At 74.4% G+C, this 18,375-nt stretch carries 16 protein-coding genes; 8 read left to right on the forward strand and 8 right to left on the reverse strand.

Annotation, left to right across the window (positions count from 1 at the left end; genetic code table 11):
• Positions 1-29: 29 nt before the first annotated feature.
• The gene (gene glgA / locus ACIQPQ_RS15005; protein ID WP_401303713.1) at positions 30-1,199 is read right to left on the reverse strand and encodes a glycogen synthase; all 1,170 of its coding nucleotides are present in this window, start codon (positions 1,197-1,199) and stop codon (positions 30-32) included.
• Between the two features lie 44 nt (positions 1,200-1,243).
• Positions 1,244-2,113: a (2Fe-2S)-binding protein gene (locus ACIQPQ_RS15010; protein WP_401303714.1), complete on the reverse strand. Its 870-nt coding sequence runs from the start codon at positions 2,111-2,113 to the stop codon at positions 1,244-1,246.
• 247 nt (positions 2,114-2,360) lie between these two features.
• Here ACIQPQ_RS15010 and ACIQPQ_RS15015 point away from each other — a divergent pair, with 247 nt between their 5' ends.
• A complete protein-coding gene (locus ACIQPQ_RS15015; RefSeq protein ID WP_401303716.1) occupies positions 2,361-3,608 on the forward strand; it encodes a DMT family transporter in 1,248 nt (415 codons plus the stop codon).
• 51 nt (positions 3,609-3,659) lie between these two features.
• On the opposite strand, the gene ACIQPQ_RS15020 is transcribed toward ACIQPQ_RS15015, so the two are convergent.
• Positions 3,660-4,898 carry a transglycosylase family protein gene (locus tag ACIQPQ_RS15020; RefSeq protein WP_401303718.1) on the reverse strand — a complete coding sequence of 413 codons (1,239 nt, stop codon included), beginning with the start codon at positions 4,896-4,898 and terminating at the stop codon, positions 3,660-3,662.
• Positions 4,899-5,175: 277 nt separating this feature from the next.
• Here ACIQPQ_RS15020 and gndA point away from each other — a divergent pair, with 277 nt between their 5' ends.
• A complete protein-coding gene (gndA, locus tag ACIQPQ_RS15025) occupies positions 5,176-6,615 on the forward strand; it encodes an NADP-dependent phosphogluconate dehydrogenase (RefSeq protein WP_383780098.1) in 1,440 nt (479 codons plus the stop codon).
• A gap of 407 nt (positions 6,616-7,022) precedes the next feature.
• On the opposite strand, the gene ACIQPQ_RS15030 is transcribed toward gndA, so the two are convergent.
• The 3 genes from ACIQPQ_RS15030 to ACIQPQ_RS15040 form a co-directional block, all read right to left on the reverse strand.
• Complete coding sequence (locus ACIQPQ_RS15030) at positions 7,023-7,376, reverse strand: GNAT family N-acetyltransferase (protein ID WP_401303720.1); 354 nt, start codon at positions 7,374-7,376, stop codon at positions 7,023-7,025.
• An 86-nt stretch (positions 7,377-7,462) separates the two neighbouring features.
• Complete coding sequence (gene panD / locus ACIQPQ_RS15035) at positions 7,463-7,918, reverse strand: aspartate 1-decarboxylase (RefSeq protein WP_401303722.1); 456 nt, start codon at positions 7,916-7,918, stop codon at positions 7,463-7,465.
• Positions 7,919-8,118: 200 nt separating this feature from the next.
• Complete coding sequence (locus ACIQPQ_RS15040) at positions 8,119-9,123, reverse strand: LysR family transcriptional regulator (RefSeq protein WP_401303725.1); 1,005 nt, start codon at positions 9,121-9,123, stop codon at positions 8,119-8,121.
• A gap of 179 nt (positions 9,124-9,302) precedes the next feature.
• On the opposite strand from ACIQPQ_RS15040, the gene snpA reads away from it, so the two are divergent.
• Complete coding sequence (gene snpA, locus ACIQPQ_RS15045; protein ID WP_401303727.1) at positions 9,303-9,965, forward strand: snapalysin; 663 nt, start codon at positions 9,303-9,305, stop codon at positions 9,963-9,965.
• A gap of 135 nt (positions 9,966-10,100) precedes the next feature.
• Here snpA and ACIQPQ_RS15050 read toward each other — a convergent pair whose 3' ends face one another.
• Complete coding sequence (locus tag ACIQPQ_RS15050) at positions 10,101-11,093, reverse strand: LysR family transcriptional regulator (RefSeq protein WP_401303730.1); 993 nt, start codon at positions 11,091-11,093, stop codon at positions 10,101-10,103.
• Between the two features lie 165 nt (positions 11,094-11,258).
• Here ACIQPQ_RS15050 and speB point away from each other — a divergent pair, with 165 nt between their 5' ends.
• Together speB and ACIQPQ_RS15060 are read left to right on the forward strand one after the other, a co-directional pair.
• On the forward strand, positions 11,259-12,212 hold the full coding sequence (gene speB, locus ACIQPQ_RS15055) for an agmatinase (protein ID WP_401303732.1): 954 nt from the start codon (positions 11,259-11,261) through the stop codon (positions 12,210-12,212).
• Between the two features lie 121 nt (positions 12,213-12,333).
• On the forward strand, positions 12,334-13,002 hold the full coding sequence (locus ACIQPQ_RS15060) for a Type 1 glutamine amidotransferase-like domain-containing protein (protein ID WP_401303734.1): 669 nt from the start codon (positions 12,334-12,336) through the stop codon (positions 13,000-13,002).
• Between the two features lie 64 nt (positions 13,003-13,066).
• On the opposite strand, the gene ACIQPQ_RS15065 is transcribed toward ACIQPQ_RS15060, so the two are convergent.
• The gene (locus ACIQPQ_RS15065; RefSeq protein WP_401303737.1) at positions 13,067-13,696 is read right to left on the reverse strand and encodes a TetR family transcriptional regulator; all 630 of its coding nucleotides are present in this window, start codon (positions 13,694-13,696) and stop codon (positions 13,067-13,069) included.
• A gap of 106 nt (positions 13,697-13,802) precedes the next feature.
• Here ACIQPQ_RS15065 and ACIQPQ_RS15070 point away from each other — a divergent pair, with 106 nt between their 5' ends.
• The 3 genes from ACIQPQ_RS15070 to ACIQPQ_RS15080 all read left to right on the forward strand — a co-directional run bounded on the left by ACIQPQ_RS15070 (position 13,803) and on the right by ACIQPQ_RS15080 (position 18,211).
• Positions 13,803-14,633 (forward strand): SDR family NAD(P)-dependent oxidoreductase, encoded by an 831-nt coding sequence (locus ACIQPQ_RS15070; RefSeq protein WP_401303739.1) that lies wholly within the window; start codon positions 13,803-13,805, stop codon positions 14,631-14,633.
• A 214-nt stretch (positions 14,634-14,847) separates the two neighbouring features.
• On the forward strand, positions 14,848-16,059 hold the full coding sequence (locus ACIQPQ_RS15075) for a metallophosphoesterase (RefSeq protein ID WP_401303742.1): 1,212 nt from the start codon (positions 14,848-14,850) through the stop codon (positions 16,057-16,059).
• Between the two features lie 172 nt (positions 16,060-16,231).
• A complete protein-coding gene (locus tag ACIQPQ_RS15080; RefSeq protein ID WP_401303745.1) occupies positions 16,232-18,211 on the forward strand; it encodes a sigma-70 family RNA polymerase sigma factor in 1,980 nt (659 codons plus the stop codon).
• Positions 18,212-18,375 lie beyond the last annotated feature (164 nt).

Consider the following 18,375-nt stretch of genomic DNA (forward strand, 5'->3'; position numbering starts at 1 on the left):
TGATCCATGCCTGCCCCGCCCGGGGCGTACTACGCCTGTTTGACGATCTCCTCGTACAGACGGGCGGTCCGGCGGGCCACCGCGTCCCAGCCGAACTCGGCCGCCGCCCGCTGCCGGCCCGTCTCGCCCATGCGGCGCGCGGTGGCCGGATCGCCGAGGACGGTGTCCAGGGCGCGGGTGAGGCCGGCCTCGAAGGCGGCGGCCGCGCCGTCGCCGTCGCCGAGGGGTACGAGCAGTCCGGTGACGCCGTCCTCGACCACCTCGGGGATGCCGCCGACGCGGGAGGCGACGACGGGCGTGCCGCAGGCCATCGCCTCCAGGTTGACGATGCCGAGCGGCTCGTACACGGAGGGGCAGACGAAGACCGCGGCGTGCGTGAGGAGCTGGACGACCTCGGAACGGGGCAGCATCCGGGGAATCCAGTGCACGCCGTCGCGGGCCCGGCTCAGTTCCTCGAACAGCTCGCGGAACTCGCGGTCGATCTCGGGGGTGTCGGGGGCGCCCGCGCAGAGCACGACCTGGACGCCGGGGTCGATGTCCCGCACGGCGCGCAGCAGGTGCGGGACGCCCTTCTGGCGGGTGATGCGGCCGACGAAGAGCACGTACGGGCGGGCGGGGTCGACGCCGAGCCGGTCGAGGACGTCGGTGCCGGGGTCGGGCCGGTACAGGGCGGTGTCGATGCCGTTGTGCACGACGTGCACGCGGGCCGGATCGAGCGTGGGGTAGCAGGCGAGGACGTCGTCGCGCATGGCGCCGGAGACGGCGATCACGGCGTCGGCGGCCTCGACGGCGGTGCGTTCGGCCCAGCTCGACAGGGCGTAGCCGCCGCCGAGCTGCTCCGCCTTCCAGGGGCGCAGCGGCTCCAGGGAGTGGGCGGTGAGGACGTGCGGGACGCCGTACAGCTCCTTGGCGAGGTGCCCGGCGAGGTTGGCGTACCAGGTGTGGGAGTGGACCAGTTCGCGGCCTTCGAGGGCGGCGGCCATGGCGAGGTCCACGGAGAAGGTGCGCAGCGCGTCGTTGGCGCCGTCGAGGGCCTGCCAGGGCCGGTGGCGCAGAACGCCGTCGGCGCGGCCCTCGCCCCAGCAGTGCACGTCGAGGTCGACCAGCTCGCGCAGTTCGCGGGCGAGGAACTCGACGTGGACGCCCGCTCCTCCGTACACGTCCGGGGGGTACTCCCGGGTCAGCAGTCCCACACGCACCCGGAACCCCCTGGTCTCGCACGACGGTCGTTCCCCTTCATGATTCACCCGGAGAGGGGCCGGGGGGAAGAGCGCGGGGGTGTGGAGAAGCAGCAGTCGCCGCAGACCCCGCCGCCGGGCACCCGGTAGTAGAGGCAGCAGCTGTGGCGGCGGAAGGCGGTGCCGGTGAGGCGGCCGGTGTCCGCGAGGAGGGGGTGGGCGAGCAGGTCGGCGGTGAGCGCGCGGGTCCGGGCGACGAGGTCGGGGCGGCCGTGGGCGCGCGCGTGGGCCTCCAGTTGGCGGGCGGTCCCGGCCAGCGCGGAGGCGGCGTTGCCCCGCAGCAGGCCGGGCGCGACCGGCAGGCGGCGGCGCAGGGCCGCGGAGAGGGGTTCCAGGTGGCCGTCGAGGACGGTGGCGGCCAGGGTCGCCGCGTCACCCGGTCCGGCCGCGCGGACCTCCGCCAGCAGGAGGTCGTCGGGGGCGCTGCCCTCGGGGTCCCAGCGCAGCCGGGACGGCGCCAGGTCGGGGACGCGGCCGTAGAGCACGGCGCAGCCGAGCGCGACCGACCAGAGGCGGGCGGCGAGCCCCTGCTGCGCCACGGAGGCGGCCACCCGGGCCTCGGGGGTGCGCAGCGCGGCGGCGACCCGGCGGACGCGGCGGGTCAGGGGGTCGGTGGAGGCGCGGGGGGCGGCGGGGGTGCGGGGGTCACCGGGGGCCTCCAGTGTGCCTGGGTGCGCCGGGGTGCCGGGGTCGTGGTCGGGGCCGTCCGGTGCAGGGGGCAGGTAAGCGGTGGCCAGGGTGGGCGGCAGGGGCCCCGGGGGCGGGTCCGCCTGGGCCGTCCCGGACCGGTTCGCGGGCCCGGTGCGCAGGGCGAAGTAGGCACCGAGGGGGCGCAGCGCGGCGAGTTCGGGGTCGAGGCCGACGGGTGAGTCCACGGGTGAGTAGTACCAGGCTTCTCGGGGCCGGATCAGGGGTGTCCCCGACGGGAGGTCCCCCCGGACGTCCACCCGGACGCCCACCCGGGGGAGGACAGTGGTCCCTTCGTACTCCATCGGCAGTAGGACCCATTGGGTGCTCAGGGACGACGACGGGAACAGATCCACAAGGCATCGTGTTGGTCATGAGAGCCGACCGTTCGCCGCGCCGGGCCCCGGAGCCCCGCCCCACGCAGAGGAGCAGCACATGAGTGCCCTCGCGTTGTCCGTGGTCCTGTCGCTGGTGTCGGCCGTCGCCTACGCGGGCGGAGCAATCGTCCAGGAGCGGGTCGCGGAGTCCTCCCCGGACGAGCAGTACGCGCCGCTGCGCCGCCCCGGCTGGTGGGCGGCGGTCGCGCTGAACGGCCTCGGCGGTCTGCTGCACGTGGTGGCGCTGGCCTACGGCCCGCTGAGCCTGGTGCAGCCGCTGGGCGCTCTCACCATCGTCTTCGCGCTGCCCATGGCGGCGCTCTTCGTGGGCCGCCGGGCCGGGGCGACCGCCTGGCGCGGCGCGATCATGGCCACGGTCGGTCTGGCCGGTCTGCTCTCCCTGGTCGGCGCCTCCGACGCGCAGTCGCTGAGCACCCCGCAGCGGGTGGGCGCGGCCGTCGTCACCGGGGGCGCGATCGTCGCGCTGATGGTGGCCGGGCGGGCCGCGCACCGGCATCCGGCGGTGCGCAGCATGCTGCTGGCGACGGCGTCCGGCATCGCGTTCGGCATGTCGTCGGTGTTCACCAAGACCGTGGCGGTCGACTGGACCGGCGGGGTGTCGGCGGGCGACGTGCCGTCCCTGGCCGTGATCGGCGTGCTGGCCACGGCCGGGATGCTGCTGTCGCAGGCCTCCTACCGGGGCGCGGGCCTCGCCGCCCCGCTGGCCACGCTCACCGTGGTGAACCCGGTGGTGGCGGCCGCGGTCGGCATCACGATGTTCGGCGAGACGTTCCGCTACGGCACCACGGGCACCGCGCTCGCGCTGAGCTGCGGGGTGGTGGCGGCCGGCGGGCTGATCCTGCTGACGACCGAGCGGCTGGCGCGGGACACCTCGCGCGAGGCCGGTGCGGCGGCGGAGCGGGGTGAGCAGAAGACGGCGGCCGTCCCGACCGGGGGCGTGTCCGGCGTCACGGCCGATCTGATCGCCGCCTTTCCGGAGCAGCAGGCGGCGTCCGGGCAGGCGCTGGACGCGGGCCCGGTCCCGGCGGGACGAGCGGCGGGCGCGCTTCCGGAGACGTTCCGGGCCGCGGGCCCGGTGGCGGCGCGGACGGCGCCGGACACCCTTCTGATCCCGGCGCCGGACCGCACCCGGGACGCGGCCCCGGCGACGGCGCCCGCGGCGGTCCTGCCGGGCTCGGCGCTCCAGGACTCGGCCGCCCCGCTGCCGCTGTTCGGCCCGTTCTACGGCGGCCCGTACGTGCCGATGCCGGTGGTGAACCGGCACCGGGTCCGCGTCAAATCCTGAGCACCGGGCGGCGGCGCGGTCGCGCGCCGGACCGCCCGGTGGGCGGGCCGGTCAGAGCCGTACGCCGCCCGCGCGCAGATAGGCCACCGGATCGACGTCCGATCCGAAACCGGGCCCGGTCCGCACCTCGAAGTGCAGATGCGGGCCCGTGCTGTTGCCCGTGGAGCCGGATCTGCCGAGCCGCTGCCCGGCCGCCACGGACTGGCCGTCGCGGACCGAGATCGCCGACAGGTGCGCGTACTGCGAGTAGTGGCCGTCGGGGTGCCGGACGACGACCTGGTAGCCGAAGGAGCCGCCCCAGCCCGCGCTGACGACCTCGCCCGAGCCGATCGCCTTCACCGAGGTCCCGGTGGCGACCGGGAAGTCGACCCCGGTGTGGTAGCCCTTCGACCAGGAGGAGCCCGACGCGTGGTACGGGGTGCCCGTCCCGGCGTCGACGGGCGCGACCAGCGAGCCGCCGGAGGTGGCCTTCCGCTCGGTGCTCCGCTTCTTCTCCGGGGCCCGCGCCTTGGTCTCCTTGCGCTCCGTCCGTTCGGCGGCCTTCTCCTTGGCGGGCGCCTTCGCGGGGGCCTTGACGGCGCCCGAGGCGTGCACGGAGAGCCGCTGGCCGGGCACGATCAGGTCGGGGTCGGCGCCGACGGTCGCCCGGTTCGCGGCGTAGAGCCGCGCCCAGCCGCCGCGGACGTCCTGGTCGTCGGCTATGCCGGAGAGGGTGTCGCCGCGCACCACGGTGTACATCTCGGCCTTGCCCGCCCGCGACTGGGGCGTGCTCTGCGGCTGGACGTCCTTCAGGGAGGTCTTCGCGCTCTTGGCGCTCTCGCCCTTGCTGCTCTTGCTCGCGGCGGCGCTCTTCCCGCCGGTGTCCTTGCGGGTCTCCGACCGGCCGCCCGGGTCGATGTCCGGTTCGCCGCCGCCCCGCGTGAGGCCCGCGCGGACCGAGCAGGCGGGCCAGGCGCCGGGCCCCTGACCGTCGAGCACCTTCTCGGCGATCGCGATCTGCTGGTCCTTGCTGGCGAGGTCGGCGCGCGGCGCGTACCGGGTGCCGCCGAACGCCTCCCACGTGGACTGGGTGAACTGGAGCCCGCCGTAGTAGCCGTTGCCCGTGTTGATGTCCCAGTCGTTGGTCGACTCGCAGGCGGCGACCTTGTCCCAGGTGTCCACGTCGGCCGCCTGGGCGGCTCCGGTGCCGATCAGAGGGAGCGCGATCCCGGCACCTCCCGCGGTCACGGTGAGCGAGGCCCGGTTGATCCTGTTCGGCTGGTACCGGCGGTGCCGGCCGCGTACGGCCATGGGAGATCCCCCTCGACATGCGTCAGGAGCGGCAAAAGTAAGGGCTGCTCACTGCCCGTGACAAGACGACTATCGGCCGCACTGGCTCAACCCCGGCGGTTCACGGGTCCGTTGGGCGACGGGTGAGGCGGGTGGGGCTCCTGGTGCGTATCTGTGTACGCGACTTCACGCGCGTAGCACGTGCGGTCGGCGTACCGGCGCGCCAGGATGGTCCGCAGGACGGGACCGGCGGACGCGACCGGCGCCAGTGAGCACAGATTTCGAGGAGCCAAACCGGATGACTACTTCAGCCCAGATCGGTGTCACGGGACTCGCGGTGATGGGCCGCAACCTGGCCCGCAACTTCGCCCGAAACGGCTACACGGTGGCCCTGCACAACCGGACGGCGGCGAAGACGCACGCCCTGGTGGAGGAGTTCGGTGACGAGGGCTCCTTCGTGGCCGCCGAGACGGCCAAGGAGTTCGTGGCCGCGCTGGAGCGCCCCCGCCGCCTGGTGATCATGGTGAAGGCGGGCGAGCCGACGGACGCGGTGATCAAGGAGTTCGCGCCGCTGCTGGAGCCCGGCGACATGATCATCGACGGGGGCAACGCGCACTTCGCTGACACCCGCCGCCGGGAGCGGGAACTGCGCGAGCAGGGCCTGCACTTCGTCGGCGCGGGCATCTCCGGCGGCGAGGAGGGCGCGCTGCACGGCCCGAGCATCATGCCGGGCGGCTCGGTGGAGTCGTACGGCTCGCTGGGCCCGATGCTGGAGAAGATCTCCGCGAAGGCGAAGGACGGCGCGCCGTGCGTGACGCACGTCGGTCCCGACGGCGCCGGCCACTTCGTGAAGATGGTCCACAACGGCATCGAGTACGCCGACATGCAGCTGATCGGCGAGGCGTACCAGCTGCTGCGGGACGTGGCCGGGTACTCCCCCGCCGAGATCGCGGACATCTTCCGCACCTGGAACACCGGGCGGCTGGACTCGTACCTGATCGAGATCACCGCCGAGGTGCTGTCGCACGTGGACGCGGCGACGGGCAAGCCGTTCGTGGACGTGGTGACCGACCAGGCGGAGCAGAAGGGCACCGGCCGCTGGACCGTGCAGATCGCGCTGGACCTCGGCGTGCCGGTGTCGGGCATCGCGGAGGCGGTCTTCGCCCGCTCCCTGTCCGGTCACGCGGGCCTGCGGGAGGCCTCGCGGGGTCTGCCGGGCCCGACGCCGAAGGCGCTGGACAAGGCGGAGGCGCAGGCCTTCGCGGACCGCGTCGAGCAGGCGCTGTACGCGTCGAAGATCGTGTCGTACACCCAGGGCTTCCACGAGATCGCGGCGGGCAGCGAGGAGTACGACTGGGACATCGACCTCGGCGCGGTCTCCGCGCTGTGGCGGGGCGGCTGCATCATCCGGGCCGCGTTCCTGGACCGCATCCGCGCCGCCTACGACGCCCGCCCGGACCTGCCGAGCCTGCTCTCCGACGAGACGTTCGCCGCCGAGATCGGGGCGGCGCAGGACGCCTGGCGCGAGGTGCTGGTCGCGGCGACCCTCCAGGGCGTGGCCACGCCGGGCTTCGCGGCGGCGCTCGCCTACTACGACGCGCTGCGCGCCGAGCGGCTGCCCGCGGCGCTCACGCAGGGCCAGCGGGACTTCTTCGGGGCGCACACCTACCGGCGCGTCGACCGCGACGGCTCGTTCCACACGCTGTGGGGCGGTGACCGCTCGGAGGTGACCGCGTAGCGGAGACCGGGCGTCGGGACGGCAGACGGAAGGCGGGCGGTGTCGTGGCGGACACCGCCCGCCTTCCGTGCGTGTGCGCCGGGTGGCGCCCGGTGGCCTACGACAGCGGGGGTCCCGGCTCCGGGGACGGCACGGGCTCGGGGTCCGGCGGGACCGGCGACGGGTCGGGGACCGGGGTCGGTGGCATCGGCGGGGGCGTGGGGTCCGGGCCCGGCGGCGGCTCGGGGGGCGGTACCGGGGTGGGGTACGGGTCCGGGCCGGGCACGGGCGAGGGGGGTGTCGGTTCGGGGTACGGCTGAGTCATCGGGTCCTCCGGGCCAGTGGCGGTTCTCTCGGCTCTGGATCACTCCCCCGCCTACCCGGCGGGACGAGGGACACTCGCCCCGCCGGACCCCCGCTCCCCTGGCTCAGAAGCGGCCGGGATGGGCGCGCAGCCAGTCCTTGGCGGCGGTCAGCAGCGCCGGGTCGGCGGCCGGGGCCTCCTCGGGGTGGCGGGCGGCCCACTTCACGACGTACGGGCAGAGCGGCGCCACGGGCACGCCGTCGCGGGCGGCGAGGGCGTACAGCTCGCGGGCCAGGGCTCCGGCGATGCCCTGGCCCTCGTGGGCGGGTTCGACGACGGTGTGCACGGGGACGAGGGCCGCGGCGGGCTCCTCCAGCACGAAGTACTCGATCCGCCCGACGACCTCACCACCACCGTCCCCGCCCAGCGCCTCCAGCCGTCCGGCCGGGCGGTCGTCACGAATCCGGATGTCACTCATGGGCGCGCTCCTCGTGGTGGCGGTGTCGTCTGGGTGCCGTACCGGTGCGGGTGCGGGTAGGGCGGTCGGTGGAGGCGTGCGGTCGCTCAGCCGGCGGCCGCGGCCGACCGCACGGGCGGGACGGTCCGGACGACCGCCTGCGGGCCGCGCTCCTGGTCGGACCCCGGCACCGGCTCCCCCGGGTCGGCGCCGAGGGCCACGACACGGTTGTCGCGGTCCACGTGCACGATCCGGGGCTCCAGGGCACGCGCCTCGGCGTCGGTCACCTGAGCGTAACTGATGATGATCACCAGGTCCCCGGGGTGCACGAGGTGCGCGGCGGCCCCGTTGATCCCCACCACCCCGGACCCGCGCTCCCCCTCGATCACATACGTCTCCAGCCGCGCCCCGTTGTCGACGTCGACGATGTGCACCAGCTCCCCCGGCAGCAGATCGGCGGCGTCCAGCAGGTCGGCGTCGATGGTCACCGATCCCACGTAGTGCAGGTCGGCCTGGGTGACGGTGGCGCGATGGATCTTGGACTTGAACATGGTGCGCAGCATGAAGGAACTCCCACAAGTAGGCTCCCTGCCCGCGTCCTCGCAGGTCAAGGGCTGTCTCATAGTCACGACGCCCCAAGCCTACGCAGCGTTCCCGGAGGAACGGCCGTGATCACGGTCACGCGGACGGGCTGGGCGGGGGTCGGGAGCCGGGGCGCCGGGCCGGAAGCCGGACCGTGCATCGCCGCGCGCCGACCGCGTCGTCAGGCCCCCACCACCGCCGCCCCGCCGCCTCCGGCCTCCTCCGGGGTCCACGTCTCCTCGCTTCCGGCCGACAGGGACTGTTCGCGGGCGAGCCAGGCCAGGTAGGGCGGGGACTGGCGGGCCGCTTCCCAGTAGGCGGCCTCCAGTTCGGGGTAGGTCTCGTCGAGTTCTGTCTCGGTGCGGGCGGCCAGGAGGAGGCGGACGCCGATGGGGTCGCCCGCCAGGGGGCGGACGGCGAGGTCGGGGCGGGGGCCCGTGGTGGGCTGGCTGACGGTGACCACCTCGCCCGTCGCGGCCAGCGAGTACGCGGTCAGGTAGTCGCCGTGCAGGAGGTCGGCGTCGAGGCCCGCCTCGCGCAGCACCCGGGACACGCCGTCCCACTCGCCGTCCACCGAGGCGTCCACCATCCACCGGTCCCCGGCCAGGTCGCGCAGCGCCACCACCGGGCCCGAGGCCGCCGGATGGTCGGCGGCGAGCGTCACGAACTGGGGCTCGCGCTCCATGAGGACCCGTACGCACAGCCCGGCCGGGACGCGCAGCGGGCTGCCCTCCACCTCGTGGACGAACGCCAGGTCGAGCCGTCCTTCGGCCAGCAGCCGCAGCAGCGAGTTCGCGGACACGTCCACGGACAGGCTGGGCTCCACCGCCGGCACCCGGCCGCGCAGGCGCCGCAGCCAGCCCGGCAGGGCCCGGCTCGCCGTGGCACCGATCCGCAGCCTCGGCCCCTCCGCCGCGCGGGCGGCGGCGGCCCTCGTCTCGGAGACGATCGCGGTCAGCTCCGCGACCAGCGGCCGGGCCCTGCTCAACACCAGCCGCCCGAGCGGAGTGGGCCTGCTGCCGGTGCGGTCACGGCTGAACAGGGCGCCGCCGAGGGTCTGCTCGATGCGCCGCAACTGGGTGCTCAACGAGGGCTGAGCCATGCCGAGTTCACGCGCCGCCCGGTGCAGGCTCCCGGCGTCGGCGACGGCACACAGCACCCGCAGGTGCCTCACCTCCAACTCCATGCGCAGAGCGTACGGGCGTCATCCGGGCCGTACCAGATGTTCAAACACCAACGAAACAGTACGAGTTGGGGGCCGATAGCTCGGCGCTATCCCCACTTGGCATCATTCCGGGGCGCTCCCGCTGACCCACACTCATGGCGTCCGGTCGTTCACACCCCACACGAACGAGGAACCCCCACATGACCATGTCCCGGATTCCCCAGAGACTGGTGGCGCTCGCCCTCGGCGTCGGCCTGGCCTCCGCCGCGCTGGGCACCGCGGTCCCCGCCAGCGCCCAGACCCCCACCGACGCCCCGGTCTCCCGCTACGCGGGCTCCGCCGAGGAGGCCAAGAACAACAAGGCGTTCTTCGAGGCCGTGCTCGCCTCGGCCGCCCAGAAGAAGGCGGCCGACCCCAGCCTGCGGGTCGTCACCGTCTACTACAACGCCGCCCAGGCGCCGAGCTTCCGCTCCCAGATATCGAGTTCCACCTCGATCTGGAACAGCTCCGTCTCCAACGTCAAGCTGGCCGCCACCTCGGGCACCGGCGACTTCTCCTACTACGAGGGCAACGACTCGCGCGGCTCCTACGCCTCCACCAACGGCCACGGCAGGGGCTACATCTTCCTCGACTACGCGCAGAACCGGCAGTACGACTCGGTCCGCGTCACCGCGCACGAGACCGGTCACGTCCTCGGTCTCCCGGACCACTACAGCGGCCCGTGCAGCGAGCTGATGTCGGGCGGCGGTCCCGGCACGTCCTGCACCAACCGCTACCCGAACGCGGCCGAGCGCTCCCGCGTCAACCAGCTCTGGGTCAACGGCCTCGCCGCCGCCGTCAAGAAGCTGAACGCCGCTCGCTGATCCCCCCACGGCACCACACACGGAGCGGGTCGTGCCCACCGGCACGGCCCGCTCCCGTGCGTGCAGGAGGCGGCGGGACCGGGACACCGCGATGGGGGCAGGGCGACCGGGGACACGGCGACCGGGACACGGCGGTCAGGGGCCCAGTGGTCGGCCCTGCGCCGGGTCGCCAGCGCGAACGCCACCGCCACCTCCACCGGCACCGGCACCGGCACCGGCACCGGCCGGAAGTGTCACGCTCCGTTCGACCAGCAGCGCGGCCATCGCCTCGACCGCGGGTGAGGTGTCCGCGGCGCGGGTGGTGAGGTGGATGTCGTGGGTGAGACCGCCGGGTTCGGACACCTCGACGAAGGCGACTCCGGGGTGGGGCACGGCGGCCAGTCCGGGGACGAGGGCGACGCCGAGGTCGGCGGCGACCATCCGGAGGACGAGTTCGTAGCGGTCGGAGCGGTAGGCGATGTCGGGCTCGAACCCCTCGGCGCGGCACAGGAGTTCGGTCGCGGCCTGGAAGCCCGTCTCGGCCAGCGAGCCCAGCCAGGTCGCCCCGGCGAAGTCCCGCAGCCGGGCCCTCGTGCGGCCGGACCGCTGGAGGTGGGGCGGTACGGCGAGCACCATCCGGTCGCGGTGCAGGAGGAGTTGGCGCAGTCCCGCGTCCGCGTCGGGCCGGGGCAGCCGGCCGTACCGGTGGGTGACGGCGAGGTCCAGGTCGCCCGAGGCGACGGCCGGGAGGGAGTCCTCCGGTTCGGCCTCGGTGAACGTGAGGCGGACATCGCCGTACCGTCGCCGGAAGGCCGTCATCGCGGGGAGGACGAGGTCGGCGGCCACGCTGGGGAACGACGCGACACGGAGCCTGCCGCCGCGCAGCCCGGACACGGCGTGGACGGCCGCCTCGGCGGCGTCGAGTGCGGCGAGGACCCGGTGGGCGTGTTCGATGAGGACCCGGCCCGCCTCGGTGGGGCGCACGCTGCGCGGCGTCCGTTCCAGCAGGGCGACGCCGAGGTCCTGTTCGAGTGCCGCGAGCTGCTGCGAGGCGGCGGAGGGCGTGCAGCCCGCGCGCTGGGCCGCCCCGGCGATGGAACCGGTCCTCGCGACGTCGCGGAGCAGGCTGAGCCGTCGGGCACTGAGCATCGGCCCACGCTACCCCAGACCGTACAAGCATCAGTTCTTCTTGCGCTCAGAGGAAGGCGTACGGGGTTCTTCCGGCGGCCGGTTCCGGTGAGGCTGGCGGTCCGTCGTCCGGCGGGAACAGCGGCGGCGTGCCGCCCGTCGGCGGACGAGAGAGGAAGGACCCCGATGTCTCATCCGACTCCTGTCGGTCAGCGCGACACCTCCGTCGTGCCTCGCTACGCCGGTCCCGGCACGTTCGCCCTGCTGCCCCGCCTGGACGAGGTGGGCGGGGCGGACGTGGCCGTCCTCGGCATCCCCTTCGACGGCGGGACGAGTTTCCGTCCGGGGGCGCGGTTCGGGCCCGCCCACATCCGCGAGTGCTCCCGCCAGCTCCACCCCTACCACCAGGTCCTCGACGTCTTCCCCTTCGCCTCCCAGCAGGTGGCCGACGCGGGGGACGTCGCGGTCGGCCCGTACGACATCGGCCGGGCCGTCTCCGCGATCGAGGCGGCGGCCCGCGACCTCACCGGCGGCGGGACCCGGATCGTCGCGCTGGGCGGCGACCACACCGTCGCGCTGCCCCTGCTGCGCGCGGCGGCCGCGGTCCACGGCCCCCTCGCGGTGCTGCACTTCGACGCGCACCTCGACACCTGGGACACCTGCCACGGCGCCCGCCTCTGGCACGGATCGCCGTTCCGCCGGGCCGCCGAGGAGGGGCTTCTCGCGGCGGGCCACTGCCAGCACGTCGGCACCCGGGGCGGCGTCCACCACCCCGGCGAACTCGACGACGACCGCGCGGCCGGGTTCGACATCATCGACAGCGAGGCGTTCCAGCAACGGCCCGTCGCCGACGTCGTCGACCGCATCCGGCGGCGCCTGGGTGACCGGCCGGTCTACGTCTCCGTGGACATCGACGTCCTGGACCCCGCGCACGCCCCGGGAACCGGTACGCCGGAGGTGGCGGGTCTCACCACCCGCGAACTCTTCCGCACGCTGCGCGGGCTGGCCGGTCTGGACATCGTCGGCTGCGACGTCGTGGAGGTCGCCCCGGCCTACGACCACGCGGACCTCACCGGCCTGGCCGCGGCCCACACCGCCTGGGAACTGATCACGCTGATCGCCCGCGGCGAGCCCCGGTGAGCACGCCTGACCGACTCCGTCACGGCGGGCCGTACGCGGGCGGCCGGAGAGGGTCGGGTCTCGCCCGGCGCCCGGCGCGAAAACGTTTGCGCGTGCTGTTCGGGCGTGTTTGGGTCGTGCGATGAACCTTCTGCTGACGGCGAGCGGCCTGCGCAACGAGACACTGCGGGACGCGCTGCGGGACATGGTGGGCAAGCCGCTCGGGTCGGCGAACGTCGTGTTCGTCCCCACCGCCTCGGTCGCCGAGAGCGGGGACCACGGCTGGGTCCTCCAGGACATGAACCGGCTGCACGGGCTCGGCTGGCGGGAGTTCGACATCCTGGAGCTGAACGGCCTGCCCCGCCACCTGGTGCTCGACCGGCTGCGCCACGCCGACGTCGTCCACGTCGAGGGCGGCAGCCACTACCACCTCGCGCGCAGCATCACCGGCAACGGCCTCGCCGAGGACTTCCGGGAACTGCTGGAGAGCCGGGTCTACGTCGGTGTCAGCGCCGGTTCGATGATCTTCAGCCGCCATCTCACCGCGCACTCCGCCGAGGTCATCGGGGACGCCGCGGACCTCCACGTGCTGGGCGCGACCGACGTGGAGCCGCCGTTCGGCCTGTTCGACTGGTATCTCAAGCCGCATCTCGACTCGCCCGACTTCCCCGAGCGGAACGACGCCTGGGCCGACCGCATCGTCGAACGGGCGGACTTCCCGATCTACTTCATCGACGACGAGACGGCCGTCCGCGTCCGGGACGGCGAGGTGGACGTCGTGTCGGAGGGCCGCTGGCGGTTCCACCCGTAGCCACCGGGTCACCGGAGCGTTCTGTACGTTCGGGGCCCTCAGGAACAAGGAGACGCAGGCCGCCCTACGCGTGCGGCGCGCCCTGGGTGCGGGGGACGACGGTCGCCATGGCGCGGTCGACGGCCTGGGCGAAGCTCGCCCGCGGAGCGGAGGCGAGCCACGCGTGCTGCCCGGCCACGAGGCAGCCGAACGCGGCGGCGGTCAGGGCGCGGGGCGTCGGGTCGTCGGCGGCGTACGGGCTGCCGGACGCCTCGGCGCGGGCCAGGAGTTCGGTGACCACGGCGTCCTGAAGCTGCTGGAGCTTCTGGAGGTAGCCCGCGAGTAGGGCGGGGGTCTCGAAGACCATCCGGTGGACCGGCTCCACCATCTCCTCGTGGCCCGGCGTCTGCGCGAGGGTCACCAGGACGTCGAACACCCGGCGCAGGGACGTCCAGACGGGCTCGTCGGCCGGGCGGGCGCGCAGCGCGTCGAGCAGGTCGTCGACGACGAGGTCGAACTTGCCCAGGACGATGTGTTCCTTGGTGGCGAAGTAGCGGAACACGCTGCGCTGCGACATGCCCACCGCCGCCGCGATGTCGTCCACCGTCGTGGCCTCGAAGCCGCGCTCGACGAACAGCGCGTTGGCGGTCTCGGCGATCTCCTTCTGCACGGCCCTGCGGGTGCGCTCGCGGAGATCGGGCTGCTGGTCGCTCATGATGCGCCGATCCTAGCAGCGACAGGCGCACGTGACAGCGACTGACAGACCAGGCGTATGCTGACGCCGTCATCCTCCGGGACCGTTTCCGCAGCAGGGGCAGACCATGGACCAGCAGAAGACCGTCGTCATCACCGGTGCCAGCGACGGCATCGGCGCCGCCGCGGCCCGGCGGCTGCACGCGGAGGGACACCGCGTCGTCGTCGTGGGCCGCTCCCCGCAGAAGACACGGGCCGTCGCCCGGGAGATCGGCGCGGACCACCACGTCGCCGACTTCACCCGCCTCGACGAGGTACGCGCGCTCGCCGCCGCTCTGGACTCCGCGTGTCCCCGGATCGACGTGCTCGCCAACAACGCGGGCGGTGTCTTCGGCGACCGGGTCAGGACCGCCGACGGGTTCGAGACGACGTTCCAGGTCAACCATCTGGCGCCGTTCCTGCTGACCCGGCTGCTCCTGGCGAAACTGGCCGCCTCCCGTGCGACGGTCCTCCAGACGTCGAGCGTCGGCGCGCGCCTGGCCGGGAAACTGGACGTCGACGACCTGAACCACGACCGGAACTTCACCCCGGTACGGGCCTACAACGCCGCGAAGCTGATGAACATCCTCTTCACGCGGGAACTGCACCGCCGCCACCACGGGGACGGCATCTCCGCCGCCGCGTTCCATCCGGGGAACGTCGCCACGAGTTTCGGCACCCGCTCCGAGAGCAGGCTGATGCGGTTCGTCACCACCAACCCGCTCACCCGGTCCCTGCTCATCGCCCCGGAGAAGGGCGCAGAATCCCTGTTCTGGCTCGCCACGAGCCGCCCCGGCGTCGACTGGGAGCCCGGCGCCTACTACGAGAAGCGCAAGCCCGCCCGGCGCGTCAGCGCCCAGGCCCGCGACACCGACCTGGCCCGCCGCCTGTGGGACCGCTCCGAGGAACTCCTCGCGTGACGCGGGAAAAGCCGGGCCGCACCCGGAGGGCCACCGCCACTGCCACCGCCTCCGGCTGACCCCCACCGCCGTACGCGCGGCGGCACACTGGACAGCAGACGCGCGCCCGGTCCGCCGGGCGCGGGCCCCGGTCCGGTCGGCGGGACTCCGGTCGGCCGGTCCGAGGGGACCGGATACAGTGCGCCGGACGGCAGCCCGGCCCGGGAAGGTACACGTGACCGACACCAGCGACACCCATCCCGGTGACAGCCGGGCCCCCGCGGCGGAGCCGAGCCCGCTGCTGCGGCGCGCGATGCGCCTCCTCCCCCTGGTCGCGCCCCTCCTGCTGTGGGCCGTGCCCTGCTGGGTCCTGCTGCACGGCGGCCAGCACTGGCCGCTGCCCGTGACGCTGGCCGGCACCGCCGTGTTCGCGCTCGGCCTCGTCGCCATGCCGCTCGCGATGGTGCGCGGCCACGGCAGGCGCCAGCAGGACGGGGCGGCGATCCTCGGTGACACCCTGCTGGGCGCGAGTTGGGTGCTGTTCACCTGGTCCGTGCTGCTCGGTGTGCTGCTGCGGCTCGCCCTGACCCTCGCCGGGGTCGGGGAGGCCGAGGACCGGGCCCGGATCGTCGCCTGGGCCGTCATCGGCGTCAGCGCCGTCCTGCTCGGCTGGGGGTACGCCGAGGCCCGCCGGGTGCCCCGCGTACGGCGGCTCGACGTGGAACTCCCGCGCCTGGGCGCCGGGTTGGACGGCCTGCGGGTCGCCCTGATCACGGATACCCACTACGGGCCGCTCGACCGGGCCCGCTGGTCGGAGCGGGTGTGCGAGACGGTGAACACGCTCGACGCCGACGTGGTCTGCCACACCGGTGACATCGCCGACGGCACGGCCGAGCGGCGCCGCGCCCAGGCCGCTCCCCTCGGCACCGTGCGCGCCACCCGGGCGCGGGTCTACGTCACCGGCAACCACGAGTACTACAGCGAGGCGCAGGGCTGGGTCGACCTGATGGACGAGCTGGGCTGGGAGCCGCTGCGCAACCGGCACCTGCTGCTGGAGCGCGGCGGCGACACCCTGGTGGTCGCGGGCGTGGACGACGTCACCGCCGAGGCGTCCGGCCTGGCGGGGCACCGCGCCCACCTGGCCGGGGCCCTGGCCGGCGCCGATCCGGACCTTCCCGTGCTGCTCCTGGCGCACCAGCCCGCGTTCGTCGGCCGGGCGGCGGCGGCCGGGGTGGACCTCCAGCTGTCCGGCCACACCCACGGCGGCCAGATCTGGCCCTTCCACCACCTGGTCCGGCTGGACCAGCCCGCCCTCGCCGGGCTCAGCCGCCACGGCGCCCGCACCCTCCTCTACACCAGCCGCGGCACCGGCTTCTGGGGCCCGCCGTTCCGTGTCTTCGCCCCGAGCGAGATCACCTTGCTCGTGCTCCGCGCCCCGCGCCGGTGACCGGAGCGGACCGATAGCCGTAGGGTCTCCGGCGATCCGTGCGCGGGATTTTCGTTGTCGCGCCCGTGTACGGACGTCTCCCATAGTGGACGGGCACTGCTCGGCCCGTCCGCGCCCGTCCCGCAGGGGGCGTGGCGCCTCCAGGGGTTCGACTTGAGGGAGTCGTCGGTTCATGCGCCAAGACCACGGACCCGGCCCCGGCACCGCGCTGGTGTCGGCCGCCCGTTCCGGTGATCCACGGGCGGTCGAGGAGCTGGTCGCCCAGTCCCTGCCGCTCGTCTACAACCTCGTCGGCCGTGCCCTGGACGGGCACCAGGACGTGGACGACGTCGTGCAGGAGACGCTGCTGCGGGTGGTGCGCAGCCTCGACGGGCTGGAACGGCCGGAATCGTACCGATCGTGGATGGTGGCCATCACTGTGCGGCGGATACGCGACTGGATGAGGGACCGGAGCCAGGAGCGCCGCACGCGCGAGCCGATGGAGGCGGCGGCCCTGCTCGCCGACCCCGCCTCGGACTTCGCGTCCCTCACCGTGCTGCGGCTCGCGCTGGACGACGACCGCCGGGAGGTCGCCGAGGCGACCCGCTGGCTGGACGGGGACAGCGGGGAGCTGCTGTCCCTGTGGTGGCTGGAGGAGAGCGGGCAGCTGAGCCGGGCGGAGGTGTGCGAGGCGCTCGGGCTGTCCGGGCGGCACACGGCGGTACGCGTCCAGCGGCTGAAGGAACAGCTCGACGTGGCCCGTACGGTCGTGCGGGCGCTGGCGGTCCAGCCGCCCTGCCCGGAGCTGGCCGAGCTGACGCGCCCCTGGGACGCCGTGCCGAGCCCGCTGTGGCGCAAGCGGATCGCCCGGCACATACGGGGCTGCCGCCGCTGCGGCGCGGCCCAGGGGCGGCTGCTGCCGGTGGCGCGGCTGCTGACGGGGCTGCCGCTGCTGGTGCCGCCCGCGGGTCTTCACCGGGCGGTGCTGGAGGCCGTCGTACGGGACACGGCGACGGCCGCCGCGGCGGGACCGGCGGCGCACGGCGGCGGGGACGTCACGCCGGGGACCGGCCGGAGCGGTGGGCGGCACTCGGCGGGGCGGCACCACCGTGCGCCCCGGACCGGGGCGGCCCGGCACGCCCGTACCGTCGTGGCGGCCGTCGCGACCGCGACCGTGGTGCTCGGGGCGTGGGCCCTGCTGCCGTCGCGGGACGGCGGGAGCGGCGCGGACACCGCGGCGGCCGACCGGCTGCCCCGGTCGGCGCCCGGCACGCTCACCCCCTCCCCCACCCCGGGCACGGCCTCCCCGTCGCCGTCGGCGAGCCCGTCGGCGAGCAAGGGCACGCCGAAGGCGTCGCCGTCGTCACGGGCGAAGGCCACCCCGTCGGCGGCCGGTACGCGCGCGGCGGCGGTGCCGGAGGCCGCGACGCCCGTGGTGTCCACCCGGCGCAAGGGCGTGGGCGTCTGGTCCTTCCCCGGCGCGCGGAGCGCGCTCGACCGGTCCGGCGCGGGCTGGTACTACACCTGGTCCACCGACCACCCCCAAGTGGCGGGCGGCAGCGCCGAGTTCGTGCCGATGATCTGGGGTGCCGACAACGTCACCCCGCAGGCCCTGGCGCGTGCGAAGGCGGCGGGCCCGTACCTTCTCGGGTTCAACGAACCGGACTTCGCGTCCCAGGCGAACATGTCCGTCGAGCAGGCCCTCGACCTGTGGCCGCGCCTGGAGTCGACCGGCAGCAAGCTCGGCAGCCCGGCCGTGGCGTTCGGCGGGGACCGGTCGGGGAGTTGGCTGGACCGTTTCATGACCGGCGCCGAACAGCGCGGCCTGCGCGTCGACTTCATCACCCTGCACTGGTACGGCGGCGACTTCCGCACCGAGGCGGCCGTCAGCCAGCTGCGCGGCTACCTCGACGCCGTCCACCAGCGCTACCACAAGCCCATCTGGCTCACCGAGTTCGCCTTGATCGACTTCTCGCAGGGCACCCGGTACCCGACCGACGGCGAACAGGCGGCGTTCCTGACCTCCGCGACGAAGATGCTCGCCGGGCTGCCCTACCTCCAGCGGTACGCCTGGTTCGGTCTCGGCACCGACGAACAGGGCCCCGGCACCACCCTGTTCCGCGGCGACGGCGCGCTCACCCCGCAGGGGAGAGCGTTCCGCTCGGCGCGGTGACCGCCCGCGCCACCCCCCGGTCACGCGGCGGGCGCGGCTCAGGAGGTGGCCAGGAGTCCGCCCGCCGCGCGGTCGTGGCGCGTGGCCAGGAAGCCGGGAACGGAAGGGGACGACGGCGGCCGCCCTCACGCCCGCCGTCGTCCCCGTCCCACCCGGCCCCGTAC

This window comes from Streptomyces sp. NPDC091281 (assembly GCF_044757425.1).
In the GTDB taxonomy this organism is placed as follows: domain Bacteria; phylum Actinomycetota; class Actinomycetes; order Streptomycetales; family Streptomycetaceae; genus Streptomyces.

Coding starts and splice junctions, on each gene's coding strand:
- ACIQPQ_RS15015 (WP_401303716.1), top strand. CDS start 2,361: ATGAGTGCCCTCGCGTTGTCCGTGGTCCTGTCGCTGGTGTCGGCCGTC.
- ACIQPQ_RS15020 (WP_401303718.1), bottom strand. CDS start 4,898: ATGGCCGTACGCGGCCGGCACCGCCGGTACCAGCCGAACAGGATCAAC.
- gndA (WP_383780098.1), top strand. CDS start 5,176: ATGACTACTTCAGCCCAGATCGGTGTCACGGGACTCGCGGTGATGGGC.
- ACIQPQ_RS15030 (WP_401303720.1), bottom strand. CDS start 7,376: ATGAGTGACATCCGGATTCGTGACGACCGCCCGGCCGGACGGCTGGAG.
- panD (WP_401303722.1), bottom strand. CDS start 7,918: ATGCTGCGCACCATGTTCAAGTCCAAGATCCATCGCGCCACCGTCACC.
- ACIQPQ_RS15040 (WP_401303725.1), bottom strand. CDS start 9,123: ATGGAGTTGGAGGTGAGGCACCTGCGGGTGCTGTGTGCCGTCGCCGAC.
- snpA (WP_401303727.1), top strand. CDS start 9,303: ATGACCATGTCCCGGATTCCCCAGAGACTGGTGGCGCTCGCCCTCGGC.
- ACIQPQ_RS15050 (WP_401303730.1), bottom strand. CDS start 11,093: ATGCTCAGTGCCCGACGGCTCAGCCTGCTCCGCGACGTCGCGAGGACC.
- speB (WP_401303732.1), top strand. CDS start 11,259: ATGTCTCATCCGACTCCTGTCGGTCAGCGCGACACCTCCGTCGTGCCT.
- ACIQPQ_RS15060 (WP_401303734.1), top strand. CDS start 12,334: ATGAACCTTCTGCTGACGGCGAGCGGCCTGCGCAACGAGACACTGCGG.
- ACIQPQ_RS15065 (WP_401303737.1), bottom strand. CDS start 13,696: ATGAGCGACCAGCAGCCCGATCTCCGCGAGCGCACCCGCAGGGCCGTG.
- ACIQPQ_RS15070 (WP_401303739.1), top strand. CDS start 13,803: ATGGACCAGCAGAAGACCGTCGTCATCACCGGTGCCAGCGACGGCATC.
- ACIQPQ_RS15080 (WP_401303745.1), top strand. CDS start 16,232: ATGCGCCAAGACCACGGACCCGGCCCCGGCACCGCGCTGGTGTCGGCC.